Below are 15447 nucleotides of genomic sequence, written 5' to 3' on the forward strand. Positions count from 1 at the left end.
CGATGCCACAACGGCGGTGGTGGCTGGCCCTGGCGACGATCTGGGTGCTGGGCACCCTGGCCGACAGGCTCTGGCTGCAGCTCGATCAGCGGCTGCCGGCCTGGGACCAGGCCGATTACCTCAACAGCGCCGTTGACCATGGCCGCGCCCTGGGGCTGCTGCCTGCCGGAGGCTGGCAGGGCTGGGATGCCCTGCTGGATCTCTCCCCGAAAATTCCGCCGCTGGCCAGCCTGGTCAACGGCACGGTGATGGCCGTCGCCGGCGACAGCGCTGATCAGGCCAGCTGGGCACTGGCGCTCTGGCAGGCGTTGTTGCTGCTGGTGGTGGGCTGCTGGGGACGCCAGTTGCTGGGCCCGGGATTCGGCTTGCTCGCCGCCAGCCTCACCACTCTCAGCCCCGCCCTGGCGGCGTTGAGGGTGGATTTCACCCTGGATCTGCCGCTGGCGGCCACGGCGACGCTGGCCCTGTGGTTGCTCGGCCGCTGGCAAGCCCCCGATACCGAAGGTGGCCGTTGGAGTCAAGCGATCGCGGCGGCCCTGGCGGTGGCGGCGGCCGTGCTCGTCAAACAGAGCGCCCTGTTGGTGCTGCTGGCGCCGTGCCTCTGGGCTGCTCTCCAGGGCTTGCGGCAACGGGGGCGGCGGCTGCAGGTGCTGGTGGCCCTGGCCACCGTGCTGGGGCTCTGCCTGCCCTGGCTACGCCACAACTGGATCACCACCATCGGCGGCACCAACCGGGCCGTGCTGGAAGCGGCCACCACGGAGGGAGATCCCGATCCCTTCAGCCTGGCGAGCCTGCTCTGGTACCCGCGTCTTCTGCCCCAGCAACTGGGCTGGGTCAGCCTCAGCCTCGGGCTCGTGGGCGGCAGCCTGGCCGCTCTGCAGCGCTGGCGGCAGCCACCACAAAGCCCCAGGCAAAGCCCAGGGCAAACAAGCCTGGTCCTGCCCAGCGGCTGGGCCTGGTTGATCGGTTGCACGCTCAGCGGCTGGCTGATCACGACCTTGAGCCCCAACAAGGACCCGCGCTACCTGGCCCCCGTGCTGCCCTTGCTGGTGTTGCTCCTGGCGGGCGGCTGGTGGCAGCTGTTCGTCATGGCCAGGCGGCGCTGGGGCACCCCGCTGGGTGGCGGGCTGCTGGGAATCGGGCTGCTGGCCGCCGGCGTGAGCACCACCGTTGGCCAAAGCCAGGCGATCGAGAGCCACGAAGGCGCCCCAATCGGCGCAATCACCGCGGCCATTCGCCGCCAAGCTCAGGATGCCCCGGTCACCGTTGTGGTGGTTCCGACCAGCAAAGATCTCAACCAGCACTCCTTCACCCATGCCGGCAGGAGAAACGGCGGACGGATCGTCGGCCGCGAAACAGGCAAACAGCGGCGTGAGCACGCGCTGATTCTCCGCCAGGCCAGCTGGCTGCTGCTCGCCACGGGCGACCAGGGCACCAAGCGGAAGGCTTCACGCAGGCTGGGCGCTCAGGTGCGCTCCGATCCACGCTTCGCCCTGGCCGCCAGCTGGCCATGGAGCGAGGGGCGGCAGCTGGAGCTCTGGCAGCGGCGAGCGCAGGCCCCCTCCCCGGAACGCTTCGACACCAGCTTCATCCGCCTGGCCCAGGGCCTTGAAGCGGGGCCCAGCGGCCTTGCCGCAGTTTTTGACGCGATCGGTCCCCAGCACCAGCTCGATGGCCACTTCCTCTACCAGAAGCGGGTTCAGGCCTGGGCTGAAGCCCGCCTCAGCAGCCAGCCCAACGACGACGAAGCCCTCTGGAGCCTGGCCCTGCTGGCGGTGTTGCAGAACCGCCCCGTCACGGCCGACCGCTGGTTCAGCCGCCTCGAGGGGCTCCACCCCACCAACCCCTGGCCGTCGGCCTACCGCTCGGTGGTGCTGCTGGCCGGCTGGAATCCCTGGCGATCCCATGCCGTGGCGGCCAAGGCGGCGGCCAGGGCAGCCACGCAGCAGCGCCAGCCCGTGCTTGAGGCCCTCGCCGATCTCTCCGGAGCCCTCAGCGGCAGACCCGCGAGCCTGCGCGGAAGCTTCCGCTCGCTGCCGATCGCCATTGAAGAGGTGACCCGGAATCTGGAGTCAGCCGCGAAGCAACCATGAACCAGCCACTAGAGCCCCGCTCGACGCTGCCGATCGGCCCTGTTCTGCTGCTGCTCTGGCTGGTGGCCCTGGTGCTCGCCACCGCCGGGCTCGGCGATCTGCCCCTGCGGGACTGGGACGAAGGGATCGTGGCCAGGGTGGCCCTGGAGACCAGCTGGAGCCCCTGGCCAGAACGCCTCCTGCCCAGCTACTGGGGCGAGCCCTATCTGAACAAGCCGCCTGGGTTGCACTGGCTGATGGCGGCGGGCTTCGAGGCCTGGCGGCAGCTGGGCGGCCATGGCCTCCAGGAGCTGCCACCGGAATGGCTGGTGCGGCTGGCACCAGCGCTGCTCTCCAGCCTGCTGGTGCCCCTGATCGGCCTGCTTCAGCTGCGCCTGCGTCCAGGCGAGCGCACCGCCGCCGTCTGCAGCGCCCTGATCGCCCTGACCCTGCTACCCCTGGCCCGGCACGGTCGCCTGGCCATGCTCGATGGCGTCCAACTGCTGGCCATGGTGCTGCTCTGGTTGGGCCTGCTGCGTGCCCAGCGGCGGCGAGCCAAAGCCGCTGGGCTGATCGCCGGTGGGTTCATCGCAGGACTTGCCGCCAGTGGCCTGCTGCTGCTCAAAGCGCCGGTCGTGCTGCCGGTGCTGGCCAGCGGCTTGCTGCTGCGCCTGCTTGACCGCGATCTTCGCGGTCGCGACTGGGCCTGGCTTGGCCTGGGCCTGGCGCTGGGCCTGGCCCCTGGCCTGGCCTGGCACGGTTGGCATCTGCTGCAGCGCGGTGATCAGGCCCTGGTGATGTGGGGCGGCCAGGGACTCTCGCGCCTCACCAGTTCTGTGGAGAGCCACAGCGGCGGGCCGATCGAGCCCTTGCTGGAGGTGCTGGAGGGCGGCTGGCCCTGGTTGCCGCTTTGGCCCTTCGGGCTGGCCCTGGCCTGGCGGCAGCGGCGCGAACGGGCCGGTCGCTGGAGCCTTGGGTTGAGCCTGGCCACCGCCTGGATGGTGTTGCCGTTGCAAACCCAGCTGCCCTGGTACAGCCTGCTGCTCTGGCCACCGTTCTGCCTGGTCTGCGCACCGGTCCTCGCCTCGATTCTCTCTGGGAAGGTCACAGGGGTTCTGCGTCGTCTGCCCTGGTTCTGGGGCCTGCTGGGCCTGGTCCTTCTGGCCACTTCGCTGCTGATTCTCCCTGCCGCCCCAGGCCTTCTGCCCGGGCTCGGGGCCTATCGGTTCCTGCCCTTTCCAGCAGGCCTGGGCCTGGCCGGCGGAGCCCTGCTGCTGGTTCAGGCTTCCAGCTGTCGCCGCCGGCAGGGGCTGATGCTGCTTGCCGCCGGCTGGTGTGTGTCGCTGCTGCTGCTGTTTATCAGCCCGCTCTGGATCTGGGAGTTGAATGAGCACTGGTCGGTGTTGCCGGCCGCAGAGCTGGCCAGAAGCGCGGCCGCGCCTGGTGACGCCCAACCCTTGGAGATTTTCATGGAGGGGAAAAGCGGCCAAAGGCCAAGCCTGCGCTGGTATGCCGGCAGGGCGATTGCAGCGTTACCGAAGCAAGCCGATGGGGCCATCCCCGCCGATTTCCTGCTGATCCGTCAGGAGCCCAGCGGCTTGCCAGCCGCCCTGCTGACCGACGGCACCCTTTGCCGACTTGAGGCCGTTGCCGATCAGAGCTGGCAACGTTGGCGCTGTTCCACCAAGGCCCCGGATTTCTGAGAATTTGAAGCTCTTGAAGGTTATGAAGCGCAGCCCTGAGGCCGACAGCCAACGCACTGTGCTGTTGGCTGCCGCCGTATTTGCCGTGGTTGGGCTGCTGCTGCAGTGGTGGCGCCTCCAGGTGCTGACGGCCTCCTACGACCAGGGCATTTTTCTGCAGGTGCTCTGGAGCGGCCTGCAGGGCCACCCGTTTGAAAGCACGCTCTCCTCCCAGCTCTCCACCAACGTGATCCATGCCGGAGAGCTGCCGGCCGTGGGGTATCACCGCCTCGGCCAGCACTTCACGCCGATCCTGCTGCTCTGGTCGCCGCTGGTGGCGGTGTTTGGCATCTGGGCCCTTCCCCTGGTGCAGGTGGGGTTGATCACCGCCGCCGGGCTGGTGCTGCATCGCCTGGCACGCAACACGCTTGTGGATCCCCGTCTGGCGGCCTTCGTGGCCTGCAGCTTCTACGCCGCCAATGCGGTGATCGGGCCCACCTGGGGCAACTTCACCGATCTCTGCCAACTCCCCCTGGCCTTTTTCCTGTTGATGCTGGGGCTACAGCGGCAGCGCTGGTGGTTGGTGGCCGTCGCCGCTGTTGCCCTGCCGCTGATCCGGGAGGACACCGGCGTTCTGCTGGTGGGAATCGCCCTCTGGATGGTGGTGCGGCGACAGCATCCCCTCGGGCTGGCCATGGCCCTGGGGGGGCTGGGGATTGGCTGGGTGCTGCTGGTGACCAACCTGTTGATGCCGATCTTCAGTGACGACAACTCCCGCCGGTTCATGGTGGAGAACTTTGGCCAGTACATCGGAGATGCCGAGCAAGCCAGCAGCCTGGGCGTACTGAGCAGCGCTCTGGGCCAGCCCCTGCTGGTGCTCAGGGAGCTGGTCTCGCCGCCGCTTGAAACCCTGCGCTATCTGCTGGCCCAGGGGCTGCCGCTGATGCTGATCCCCTTGATCTCGCTGGACAGTTGGCTGCTGATGGGCTTGCCCCTGATGGGCTTGCTGCTCGCCCAGGGCAGTAACAATCCCCTCTCGATCAATCTGCGCTACACCCTGCTGGTGGTGCCTGGTTTGTTCTACGGCGCCCTGGAATGGTGGAGCCGCCGAGAAGCGCTGTTTCAAAGCCGCCGACTACGGCGCGTCTGGCTGGGTTGCCTGCTGCTCTCGCTGTTGTTCACCCTGATGGCCAATCCGAACCGCAGCCTCTCGTTCCTGATCCCCGACAGCGTGCAGCCCTGGGTGTACAGCTCACCGATGCAGCAGTGGCAGCACGGGCAGGCCGCCCGCAACCTGCTGCAGAAGATCCCGGCAGATGCCACCGTGGCGGCCAGCACGCCTCTGGTGCCTCACCTGGCCCAACGGGAGGTGTTGGTGCGCTTCCCCAACGGCATTGACTACCGCGATCGGGACGGGCAGGAACGGACGGTCGATTGGATTGCCGTGGATCTCGATTGGTTGGCGCGCTATGAGGCCGCCTTCGCCTCCGACCGGGCCCTGCTGCGCAGATCCCTACGCCGATTGGATCAGATGACAGGAGAGACAACAGAAGAGGGGCACCGCTTCGGCGTGCGCGGCTTTGCCAGTGGCGTGGTGCTGCTTGCGAAAGGGGAAAACGATCAACCCGAAGCGCGCCAACAGCTGGATCAACTGATCGAGCGGCTCCGCCGGTGAATTGCATCAAGGTGAATGGCATCAAACAGAACGATGCCCCCACCCCAGCCATGACGGCAGGGATGGGGGCTCTCGCCGGGTCCGCTCTGGCGCGGAACCGTTTGAACTCGGAACTTACGCCCTGAAAATCAGACGACGTTCTCCGCGATCAGCAGACCCTTGCATTTCTCACTGTGAAACACGGACACCTCCTCCCTTGGGAAAAATGCCAGCCGGTGTTGCATTCGGAAGAGAGATCTGGAGACAAGCTCCTGAGCCAACGTCCACGACACTGCTGACAGAACCCAGTGATACTAACGGATTGCAGGGGTAAGCGCTGCAGGTCGGCAAGCAAACGAACAAAAAAAGCGCTCCGAAGAACGCTTGATCAACAGGTGTTCAAAGGATTTGAACTGCTGGGCTAAGCCTCAAAGAGCGTTGCCCCTGGGCAGAACTTCTTCAGGGAAGACGAAGTTTTCATGGGGCTGGTCTGCCGGTGCCATCCAGGCACGCAGGCCTTCGTTCAGAAGAATGTTCTTCGTGTAGAAGGTCTCGAATTCCGGGTCTTCAGCCGCCCGGATCTCCTGGCTCACAAAGTCATACGCACGCAGATTCAGCGCCAGGCCAATGATGCCGATGCTGCTGGTCCACAGGCCCATCACAGGCACGAACAGCATGAAGAAGTGCAGCCAGCGCTTGTTGGAAACGCAATCCCGAAGATCTGGCTCCAGAAACGGTTGGCCGTCACCATCGAGTAGGTCTCTTCTTCCTGCGTCGGCTCAAACGCCTTGAAGGTGTTCGACTGATCGGAATCCTCAAACAGCGTGTTCTCCACCGTGGCGCCGTGGATGGCACACAGCAGCGCACCGCCCAGAACCCCCGCCACGCCCATCATGTGGAACGGGTTCAGGGTCCAGTTGTGGAAGCCCTGCAGGAACAGCAGGAAACGGAAGATCGCCGCCACACCGAAGCTCGGCGCGAAGAACCAGCTGCTCTGACCCAGTGGGTAGATCAGGAAGACGCTCACGAACACCGCGATCGGGCCGGAGAAGGCAATCGCGTTGTAGGGGCGGATGCCCACCAGGCGGAGCAATCTCGAACTGACGCAGCATGAAGCCGATCAGCGAGAAAGCGCCGTGCAGCGCCACGAATGGCCAGAGGCCACCCAGCTGCACCCAGCGCACAAAATCGCCCTGGGCTTCCGGGCCCCAGAGCAGCAACAGGCTGTGGCCCATCGCATCGGCCGGGGTGCTCACCGCTGCGGTGAGAAAATTGCAGCCTTCCAGGTAGCTGCTGGCGATCCCGTGGGTGTACCACGAGGTCGCGAAGGTGGTGCCGGTCAGCCAGCCGCCCAGGGCCAGGTAGGCCGTGGGGAACAGCAGCAGGCCGGACCAGCCCACAAAAACGAAACGGTCGCGCTTGAGCCAGTCATCGAGGACGTCAAACCATCCCCGGGCTGCTGGCGCGCGCCCTAGAGCAATCGTCATGGATTCTCTTTACGAAGCTTTACAAACCCACTGTACGGGACGTTGGGAGGCTACTGCGGCTGAGAGAGCGCTGATTTCGCCAGATGAGTAAGGACACCTAGGGGCCAGAGACCAACAGGTGAGCCCCGGGGACCACGACGAAAAGCGCGGCGCCCTGCCATTCGCCAGAGTGGCTTCCGGCCTTTCCTTCTTTCCCGTGTACGTCGTCGAGCTTTCTCTCAAACTCAGTCCCATGCCGATCTCTGTGCAGCGCAAGGAACTGGCTGACGCCCAGACCCTCTATGGCGAGATCAAGGCAGCCCTGGAGAGCGGCCAGCCCAAGGTGCTGGAGCTCTCCTGCGAAAAAGCCGAGGAGAAACAGATCAGCCTTTTGAGCAGCGAACTGGTGGCCGTGCAGCTGTATGAGAAATCCGCCACCGGAGGTGTGGGCAGCAAGCGTCCAGGCTTCTCCTTCGGGAGCTGACCTTGGCGAGCCCGCTGCGGGTGGAGAAGCTGGACTTCACCTGGCCCGGCGGCAGCCGCGCCCTACAGAATTGCAACCTGGAGCTGCCCCGCCCTGGGCTGTGGATGCTGGTGGGCGGCAACGGCAGTGGCAAGAGCACCCTGCTGCGGCTGATCGCCGGGCTGCTGGAGCCGGGTCACGGCCACATCCATTGCCCCGTCAAGGCGGCCTTGGTGTTCCAGAACCCCGATCACCAACTGCTGTTGCCGAGTTGTGCCACCGACCTGCAGCTCTCGCTGCCCGAAGGCCTCGATCAACACCAACGGCAGACCCGCTTGGCCGCCGCCCTGGCCCAGGTGGGTCTGGCAGGGTTCGAGCAGCGGCCGATCCACACCCTCAGCGGCGGCCAGAAGCAGCGTCTGGCCATCGCCGGCGCCCTCGCCAGTGAAGCCAGGCTGTTGCTGATGGATGAACCCACCGCCCTGCTCGACCCCACCAGCCAGCAGGAGGTGCTGAAGCTGATTCGCCGCCTGTGCAACCAGGCCCCGGCCAGCCTGACCGCGCTCTGGATCACCCATCGGCTCGAAGAACTCGACGGCTGCGACGGCGCCGCCTTGATGGACCAGGGCCGTCCGGGGCCCTGGCAGCAGGGCGTGACGCTGCGACAGCAACTGGAGAAGACCCTCACCCCCTTGCCGGGCGGCCGTGCTGAGCGGTAGGTTCTCCAAGCCACAATCCTCGGTAGCTCAGTGGTAGAGCGGTCGGCTGTTAACCGATTGGTCGCAGGTTCGAATCCCGCCCGGGGAGTTTTGTTCAAGCCTCAGCTCTGAGGCTCGTTTTTTTCTATTTGGGGGCTTGACAGCCCGCCAATCGAAAGAGAAGCTGAAGATGGTTGGCGTTGCTTGGCAAGAGCGGCTTGGCGCTTGTTGCTCCATGGCCAACGCCAGCACTGGCTTGGATGCTGGTTTGGTTTTGATTCGGAGCTGGCAAGGTGCTCGCTGAACGAGGCCAATCAACGAATCCTGGTTCGACTTGAGTGAAAGAATCCGCCTTCTGCTTGCAGAAATCCCGCTTCTGCTTGCAGCAGTGAAAGTCTCCCCCCTTCGTTCGATACCGGATCTGTAGCCGTTCCATGCAGCCAACTCCCAGGCCCCCATCCGCCCAACCCTGCATCCTGCTGATCGAGGACGACAAGGACATGCGGGAACTGGTGGCGGGGCACCTGGAACACAGGGGTTTCCGCGTGGAATGCGCCGAAGACGGCATCAAGGGGCAGGCCTTGGCGATGCAGACCAATCCCGACCTGATCCTGCTCGACCTGATGCTTCCCAAGGTGGATGGTCTGACTGTCTGCCAACGACTGAGGCGGGACGGCCGCAGCGCCCGGACGCCGATCCTGATGATGACCGCCCTGGGAGGCACAAAGGACAAGGTGAGCGGTTTCAACTCAGGCGCCGATGACTACCTGACCAAACCCTTCGACCTCGAAGAACTGCTGGCTCGGGTCAAAGCCCTGCTGCGCCGCAGTGACCGGGCCCAACTGCCCTGCGAGAAAAGCGAGATCCTCAGCTTCGGCCCCCTCACCCTGGTGCCGGAGCGATTCGAGGCGATCTGGTTCGACAAAGCCGTGCGCCTCACCCACCTGGAATTCGAGCTGTTGCACTGTCTGATGCAACGCCATGGTCAGACCGTGGCCCCATCGCTGATCCTCAAGGAGGTCTGGGGCTACGAACCGGACGACGACATCGAAACCATCCGGGTGCATGTGCGCCACCTGCGCACCAAGCTGGAGCCTGATGCGCGCAAACCCCTCTACATCAAGACGGTGTACGGGGCTGGCTACTGCCTGGAGCTGCCGATCAGCCAGGCTGGCCCTCCTGCGCCATGAGCTCCAGCAAGGCCACCTCCCAGGCCAGGCGGGGCTGAACAAAACCCCTGAGCTGACCCCGCAGGCGCTCGATGCGCCTCTGATCCGAGGCCCGGTGGTCACGCTGCCAGCGCTGCCACTGCCACCAGTTCAGCAGCCAGAGCTGCTGGTCGAGGTCCAGGGCCTCGCAGAGGTCGCGGGCCAGGGCGAGGGCCTCGATCGGAGCCGGGGATCCCTCCAGCAGCCGATCGGCCAACCCCTCGGGCAGGGCTCGCCACTGCTCGCGATGGTGCAGCAGGGCCCCGGGAGAGCCGGCGGCCAGATCCAGCAGCGCCGGCGGATCGGGATCCGGCTGGGAGCTCTGAGCCGGGTCAAGCCGATCCAGCACCCGGGCCATCGCCGTGGCATCGAGCCGGGCGAAGGGGATCTGCTGGCAGCGGGAGCGGATGGTGGCGAGCAGGCGCTCCGGCGCCGAGCTGAGCAGGATCAGCACCCCCTCTCCTGGCTCTTCGAGGGTCTTGAGCAGGGCGTTGGCCGCCCCCTCCGCCATCGCCTCGACCGCTTCGATCACCACCAGACAGCGGCTCGATTCCAGCGGCCGGCGGGAGAGAAAGCGGCTGATCTCACGCACCTGCTCAAGCCGCAGCTGGGGCAGGCCCCGCTTGGAGAGGCCCTGCTCAGCCGCCTGGGAGGCCGGCACCAGCTGGCCCTGGTGCTGGTACGTGGGCTCCAGCCAGAGCAGGTCGGGGTGGTTCCCCTCCAGGAGCCGGCGCCGCAGCCGGACCGAACCGTCCGGGCCCGCCAGCAGGCCCTCAAGGAAGCGCCGGGCGGCGAGCCGCCGCCCCACCCCGTCGGGGCCTACAAACAGATAGGCCGTGGCCAGCCGCCCCTGGGCCAGGGTGGCCTGCAGCAGGCTGATGGCCTGGGCCTGGCCGATCAGGTCGTCGAACAGGTCAGCAAACAGCTCAGCCATCGAGCTCAGCCCCAACGGCCTGGCTGATCGCCCGGGCCACAGCAGGGGCCGCCGGGCTGGCATCGATGCGCCGCCAGTCGCGCTCGGCGGCAAGGGAGGCGAATCCTTGCTGAACGCGCCCGAGGAAAGCCACCCCCCCGGCCTCGATCCGATCGGCCGGGCGGTGGCCACGCCGTTGCAGCGAGAGCTCCAGGGGCAGGTCCAGCCAGAGGGTGAGATCGGCGTTGAGCCCGCCGGTGGCGATCGCCTCCAGCGCGGCGATCAGCTCCAGGCTGAGGCCGCGGCCGTAGCCCTGGTAGGCCGCCGTCGAGCCGGTGAAGCGGTCGCACAGCACCCAGTCACCGGCTGCCAGCGCCGGGGCGATCCGTTCCTGCACGTGCTGGGCCCGGTCGGCCGCATAGAGCAGCAGCTCCGCCGTGGGACAGGGCTCCGACGCCTCAGGAGGATGGAGCAGCAACTGGCGCAGGGCCTGGCCGAGGGCGGTGCCACCGGGTTCACGGCTGATCAACAGCCGGCGCCCGGCGGGGAGCAGCCCACTGGCAGGCAGCCACTGGCGAAGGAGCTCGAGCTGGGTCGACTTGCCACAGCCGTCGATGCCTTCGAGCACCAGGAACCGGCCCCTGGCGGGGAGGGCGTCAGCGGCGACCATGCAGGGACAGGGCGTTGAGCACCACCGTGATCGAACTGGTGGCCATCAGCAGGGCGGCCAACGGAGGCGAAAGCAGCAGGCCGAAGCGGGGCAAGAGCAGCCCGGCGGCGAGGGGCAGCATCACCAGGTTGTAACCGAACGCCCAGGCCAGGTTCTGGCGCACCTTGGCCATCGTGTCGCGGGCCAGGGCGAGGGCCTCGACCACGGCTTCGAGACGATCGCCCAGGATCACCAGATCGGCTGTGTCCTGGGCGATCTGGGTGCCCGTCGCCACCGCGATGCCGAGATCGGCGGCGGCCAGGGCAGGGGCATCGTTGATCCCATCGCCCACCATCGCCACTGGCCCCCGCTGGCGCCAGCGCACCAGCTGCTCCAGCTTCTGCTCAGGCAACAGCTCCCAGGCCATTGCCTCTGGCTCCAGGCCAAGCTCGGCGCCGAGCCGGCGTACCGCTTGGCGCTGATCGCCGCTGAGGATCGCCACGTCCATCCCCATGGCCTGGAGCGCCTCGAGGGTGCGCCCTGCGTCGGGGCGGGGTTGGTCGTCCACGCCCACCAGGCCGAGAACCCCATCGCCGGCGGCCACCGCCAGAACGGTGGCCCCCTGGGCTTCGAGCGCAGTCCGCGACGCCAGCAGCTTCGCGTCTGTGCGTACGCCCAGCCCCTCCAACCAGCCAGGCTTGCCGACCCGACAAACCCCATCGAAGCCGCCGATTTGCCCCTGCACGCCTGCCCCGGCAAAGGTGCGGCTGTCCTCCACCGCCAGCAGCGATAACTGGCGGGCCAAAGCCTCCTCCAACAGGGCCGTCGCCAGGGGGTGGCGAGTGTGTTGCTCCAGGCTGGCGGCCACTTGGAGCAGCCGTTCCGGGCTCAATTCAGGCCTTCCTTCCGGCTCGCATACCGGATCCAGATCCGCCGCCAGCTCCACGGCGATCACCTCCGGCCGGCCCTGGGTGAGGGTGCCGGTTTTGTCGAACAGAACGGTCTGCAGGCGGGAGGCTATCTCGATCGCATCGCCACCGCGGAACAGCAGGCCGGAGCGAGCCGCCAGGCCCGCTCCCACGGTGATGGCGGTGGGCGTGGCCAGGCCCAAGGCACAGGGGCAGGCCACCACGAGCACGGCAATCGCCAGTTGAAGCGCCAGTGAAAAAGGCGTACCGGCCACCGCCCCGAGCACGGCATGCCCGCCCATGCCGCCATGACCCTGGGGCGCGGCGGCCAACACCTGGGGCCACAACCTGGTGCCCCACTGCCACCAGAACACAAACGTGGCCAGGGCCAGCAGCAGCACCACCACGCTGAAACGGCCGGCAATCCGGTCGGCGAGGCTCTGGATCGGCGCCTTGCGCGCCTGGGCCTGCTCGACGAGGGCGATGATCCGGGCCAGGGCCGTTTCGGCGCCAGCCCGGCGCACCTCCAGCACCAGCGGGGCCTGAAGATTGAGCATGCCGGCGGCCAGATCCGTGCCGGGCTGGGCCTCCAGCGGCAGGGGTTCTCCGGTGAAGCTCGAGACATCCACGGCCGAGCAGCCATCGAGCACCACACCATCGACCGGAATGCGGTCGCCGGGGAGCAGGCGCAGCCGGTCACCGGCGCGCAACCCGCCCACCGGCACCTGCCGAGGCGGGCCATCGCCGAGCAGGAGCAGGGCGGAATCGGGCTGAAGTTCGGCCAGTTGCTGGAGGGCACGGCCGGTGCGGAAGCGGGCCCGCTCCTCAAGGAAGCGGCCCAGCAGCACGAACCCCAGCAGCATCACCGGCTCGTTGAAGAAACAGGGCCAACCAGCGGCAGGCCAGAGAAAGGCGACCAGGCTGGCCAGGTAGGCACTACCCATCCCCAGGCCCACCAGGGTGTCCATGCTCGGCAGCCCATGGGCCGCCTGCCGGGCGCCGCGCACCAGGATCGGGCGCCCCGGCCCGAGCAGGGCGATGCTGGCCACCAGGGCGTGGAACCAAAGGGCACCAAGCGGCGACGCGGGCAGCGTGCCAGCCAGGGTGAGATGGCCCAGCACCGAGAGCAGCAGCAGGCCCAGGGCGACGATCAACTGCCGCCATTCCTGCCACCAGCGGGGATGGCCCTCCACCACCTCAGCCCTGCCGAGCGAGCGGCCCTGGCTGCGGGGTTGGGCCTTGAAACCGAGCGAGCGCAGGCTGGCGACCAGGGCCTCCACCGGCCCATCCCCCGCCTCAGCCCCAGCGGCGGGCAGGGGTTGATCCAGGCCCACCCAGGCCGTGCGGGTGAGCAGGTTGACGCTGGCCTGGCGAACGCCTGGCTGCTCCAGCAGCCGTCGCTCGACCGCACGCACACAGCCGCCGCACTTCATCCCCTCCACATCGAGGAGCAGCGGCGCCAGCTGTCCAGCGTCGATCGTCACGGATTCAGGCGCCACGGATTCCGGCGTCACCGATTGCGGTGCCACCGATTGCGGCGACCCGGTGTCCAGCGCGGATGGAACGGGAGGCAAGGTCACAGTCAGGGTCGGGGCACCCAGGCTAGGGAGTCGGGACAGCGGCAACCACCGCTGCCGGCAAGAGCGAAGATGAGGGAAGGAAGTGCTCCCTTGCCGCCGTGCCCCGCAGCCAACGCAACGACAACTTCATCGATAAAAGCTTCACGGTGATGGCGGACCTGATCCTCAAGGTGCTGCCCACCAACAGGCGCTCCAAGGAAGCCTTCGCCTATTACCGCGATGGCATGAGTGCCCAGGGCGACGGGGAATACGCCGAAGCCCTGGAGAACTACGAAGAAGCGCTCAGGCTCGAAGACGACCCGAACGACCGGGCTTTCATCCTTTACAACATGGCCCTGGTGTTCACCAGCAATGGGGATCACCAGAAGGCTCTGGATCTCTACGACGAGGTCCTCGATCTCAACGCCAACATGCCCCAGGCTCTCAACAACATGGCGGTGATCCATCACCACCTGGGCTCCCTGGCTGAGGAACGGGGCGACACCGATGAGTCGGACCGCTGCTTCTCCCGCGCCGCCGAATTCTGGGGCAAGGCGATCCGGATGGCTCCGAACAACTACATCGAGGCCCAGAACTGGCTGAAAACCAGCGGCCGAGGCTCAGTCGACGTCTACTTCTGAGTCTTCAATCGACTTCCGGATGGGTGGCTGGATCGGCCGCTGGATCTACCCCCAGGGCGGCCACCAAGGCCTCCGCCACAGTGCCTGCCTCCAGTAGTTCCAGCCCCAATTCAGCCGCACTTTCCCCCAGGCCACTGCCGCGGGGCACCACGGCACGGCGAAAGCCCAGGCGGGCGGCCTCCTGCAGACGCAGCTCCAGCTGGCCGACCGGCCGCAACTGCCCGCCCAGGCCCAGTTCGCCCACCAGAACGGTGCCGGCCGGCAAGGTCAGATCGCGAAAGCTGGTGACCACCGCCGCCGCCACACCGAGATCCGCCGCCGGCTCCTCCACATCGAGGCCGCCGGCCACGGCGAGATAGCAATCGAAACGGGAGAGCGGCAGGCCCAGGTGCTTTTCCAGCACCGCCAGGATCTGGTGCAGACGGTTGATGCCGATGCCAGTGGCGGTGCGCCGCGGGCTGGCATAACTGGTGCTGCTCACCAGCGACTGCAACTCCACAAGGAGGGGTCGGGTGCCTTCGCAGGCCACGATCGTGGCCGTTCCTGCGGTCGGTCCATCGCTGCCTAGGAACAGCTCGCTGGGATTGCTCACTTCAGCGAGCCCCCGATCGCGCATCTCAAACACCCCCAGTTCCGCCGTGGCGCCGAAGCGGTTCTTCACTGCCCGCAGCAAGCGGTGACTGGCGAAACGGTCACCCTCGAAGGTGAGCACGGCATCAACCAGATGCTCCAGCACCTTCGGGCCGGCCAGCATGCCCTCCTTGGTGACATGGCCCACCAGCAGCAGGGCCGTGTCCTGGCGCTTGGCCAGGCGCTGCAAGGCGGCGGCGCAGTCGCGCACCTGGGCCACCGAGCCGGGCGCACTGCTGAGCTCGGCGTCGTGGAGCGCTTGGATGCTGTCGATGATCGCCACGGCCGGCCGCAGGGCTTCGAGCTCCTGGAGAACCAGCTCCAGGTCGGTTTCAGCCAGGAGCTGGAGGTTGATCGACTCCCCGCCGCCGGGCGAACCCAGCCGTCGCCAGCGCAGCTTCACCTGCTGGGCCGACTCTTCGGCGCTCACATACAGCACCGAGCACGACTGCGCCATCACCTGGGCGCTCTGCAGCAGCAGGGTGGACTTGCCGATGCCCGGGTCGCCACCCACCAGCACCAGCGAACCCGGCACCAGGCCACCGCCCAGCACCCGATCGAGCTCGACGAAGCCGCTGGCCAGGCGCTGCAGCGGCCGCTCGCCGACGGCGTGAATCGGCTGGGATCGGCGGGGCTTGCCACGGCCTGTCGCCTCGCCTGTCCCCTCGCCGGCAGGCGGCCCCTGTCGCCTGCGGCGGCCATCGGCGGCAGGGGCCGCCTGCTCGATCAGCGTGTTCCAGCCACCACAGCCTGGACAGCGGCCTAAGTACTGGCGCGACTGCGCTCCACAGCTTTGGCAGACGTAGAAGGTGGAAAGGCGGGGCAAGGAGATGTATGAAGAATGGTGGCGTTGAGTGAACCAGAGGGCACTCGGCCCTTTTCAGTGGTCGCATCTGTTGTAGTC

The 15447-nt window shown here is 67.2% G+C and carries 11 protein-coding genes, 1 tRNA gene and 1 pseudogene; 8 read left to right on the forward strand and 5 right to left on the reverse strand.

Annotated features, from left to right (window positions below; genetic code table 11):
• The first annotated feature begins 2 nt into the window (after nt 1-2).
• From BM449_RS04435 to BM449_RS04445, 3 genes are read left to right on the forward strand one after another with little or no spacing between them, the layout of a single operon-like run.
• Nucleotides 3-2093: a glycosyltransferase family 39 protein gene (locus tag BM449_RS04435; protein ID WP_071800244.1), complete on the forward strand. Its 2091-nt coding sequence runs from the start codon at nt 3-5 to the stop codon at nt 2091-2093.
• Complete coding sequence (locus BM449_RS04440; protein ID WP_071800245.1) at nt 2090-3775, forward strand: phospholipid carrier-dependent glycosyltransferase; 1686 nt, start codon at nt 2090-2092, stop codon at nt 3773-3775. Before BM449_RS04435 ends, BM449_RS04440 begins: the two co-directional genes overlap by 4 nt.
• A 22-nt stretch (nt 3776-3797) precedes the next feature.
• Nucleotides 3798-5429: a DUF2079 domain-containing protein gene (locus tag BM449_RS04445; RefSeq protein ID WP_071800246.1), complete on the forward strand. Its 1632-nt coding sequence runs from the start codon at nt 3798-3800 to the stop codon at nt 5427-5429.
• Nucleotides 5430-5836: 407 nt separating this feature from the next.
• Here the strand turns inward: BM449_RS04445 and psbD are convergent.
• A pseudogene (gene psbD / locus BM449_RS04450) lies at nt 5837-6895 on the reverse strand (photosystem II D2 protein (photosystem q(a) protein)).
• A 196-nt stretch (nt 6896-7091) separates the two neighbouring features.
• Between psbD and BM449_RS04455 the strand changes: the two are divergent.
• The 4 genes from BM449_RS04455 (at nt 7092) to BM449_RS04470 (ending at nt 9225) form a co-directional block, all read left to right on the forward strand.
• Nucleotides 7092-7358 carry a hypothetical protein gene (locus BM449_RS04455; RefSeq protein WP_071801967.1) on the forward strand — a complete coding sequence of 89 codons (267 nt, stop codon included), beginning with the start codon at nt 7092-7094 and terminating at the stop codon, nt 7356-7358.
• 2 nt (nt 7359-7360) lie between these two features.
• Nucleotides 7361-8056 carry an ABC transporter ATP-binding protein gene (locus tag BM449_RS04460; protein ID WP_071800247.1) on the forward strand — a complete coding sequence of 232 codons (696 nt, stop codon included), beginning with the start codon at nt 7361-7363 and terminating at the stop codon, nt 8054-8056.
• A gap of 16 nt (nt 8057-8072) precedes the next feature.
• A tRNA-Asn gene (locus BM449_RS04465) sits at nt 8073-8144 on the forward strand.
• 325 nt (nt 8145-8469) lie between these two features.
• Nucleotides 8470-9225: a response regulator transcription factor gene (locus BM449_RS04470; protein WP_071800248.1), complete on the forward strand. Its 756-nt coding sequence runs from the start codon at nt 8470-8472 to the stop codon at nt 9223-9225.
• On the opposite strand, the gene BM449_RS04475 is transcribed toward BM449_RS04470, so the two are convergent.
• Genes BM449_RS04475 through BM449_RS04485 form a run of 3 tightly spaced genes read right to left on the reverse strand, consistent with a single transcriptional unit; the run spans nt 9197 to nt 13212 of the window.
• Complete coding sequence (locus BM449_RS04475; protein ID WP_071800249.1) at nt 9197-10177, reverse strand: DNA polymerase III subunit delta'; 981 nt, start codon at nt 10175-10177, stop codon at nt 9197-9199. The two genes, BM449_RS04470 and BM449_RS04475, sit on opposite strands and share 29 nt — an antisense overlap.
• A complete protein-coding gene (tmk, locus tag BM449_RS04480; RefSeq protein WP_071800250.1) occupies nt 10170-10826 on the reverse strand; it encodes a dTMP kinase in 657 nt (218 codons plus the stop codon). The genes BM449_RS04475 and tmk overlap by 8 nt, the downstream gene beginning before the upstream one ends.
• Complete coding sequence (locus BM449_RS04485) at nt 10813-13212, reverse strand: cation-translocating P-type ATPase (protein WP_255448129.1); 2400 nt, start codon at nt 13210-13212, stop codon at nt 10813-10815. The genes tmk and BM449_RS04485 overlap by 14 nt, the downstream gene beginning before the upstream one ends.
• 179 nt (nt 13213-13391) lie before the next feature.
• Between BM449_RS04485 and BM449_RS04490 the strand changes: the two genes are divergently transcribed.
• Nucleotides 13392-13913 (forward strand): photosystem I assembly protein Ycf3, encoded by a 522-nt coding sequence (locus BM449_RS04490; RefSeq protein ID WP_071800251.1) that lies wholly within the window; start codon nt 13392-13394, stop codon nt 13911-13913.
• 4 nt (nt 13914-13917) lie between these two features.
• Here BM449_RS04490 and radA read toward each other — a convergent pair whose 3' ends face one another.
• Nucleotides 13918-15369, reverse strand: a complete 1452-nt coding sequence (gene radA, locus BM449_RS04495) for a DNA repair protein RadA (protein ID WP_071800252.1) — start codon at nt 15367-15369, stop codon at nt 13918-13920.
• Nucleotides 15370-15447 lie beyond the last annotated feature (78 nt).

The sequence above is a fragment of the Synechococcus sp. SynAce01 genome (genome assembly GCF_001885215.1).
Classification (GTDB): domain Bacteria; phylum Cyanobacteriota; class Cyanobacteriia; order PCC-6307; family Cyanobiaceae; genus Regnicoccus; species Regnicoccus frigidus.

Excerpts from the sequence above, each read along its gene's own strand:
- tmk (WP_071800250.1), bottom strand. The coding sequence starts at position 10,826 with ATGGTCGCCGCTGACGCCCTCCCCGCCAGGGGCCGGTTCCTGGTGCTC.
- BM449_RS04445 (WP_071800246.1), top strand. The coding sequence starts at position 3,798 with ATGAAGCGCAGCCCTGAGGCCGACAGCCAACGCACTGTGCTGTTGGCT.
- BM449_RS04470 (WP_071800248.1), top strand. The coding sequence starts at position 8,470 with ATGCAGCCAACTCCCAGGCCCCCATCCGCCCAACCCTGCATCCTGCTG.
- BM449_RS04475 (WP_071800249.1), bottom strand. The coding sequence starts at position 10,177 with ATGGCTGAGCTGTTTGCTGACCTGTTCGACGACCTGATCGGCCAGGCC.
- BM449_RS04435 (WP_071800244.1), top strand. The coding sequence starts at position 3 with ATGCCACAACGGCGGTGGTGGCTGGCCCTGGCGACGATCTGGGTGCTG.
- BM449_RS04440 (WP_071800245.1), top strand. The coding sequence starts at position 2,090 with ATGAACCAGCCACTAGAGCCCCGCTCGACGCTGCCGATCGGCCCTGTT.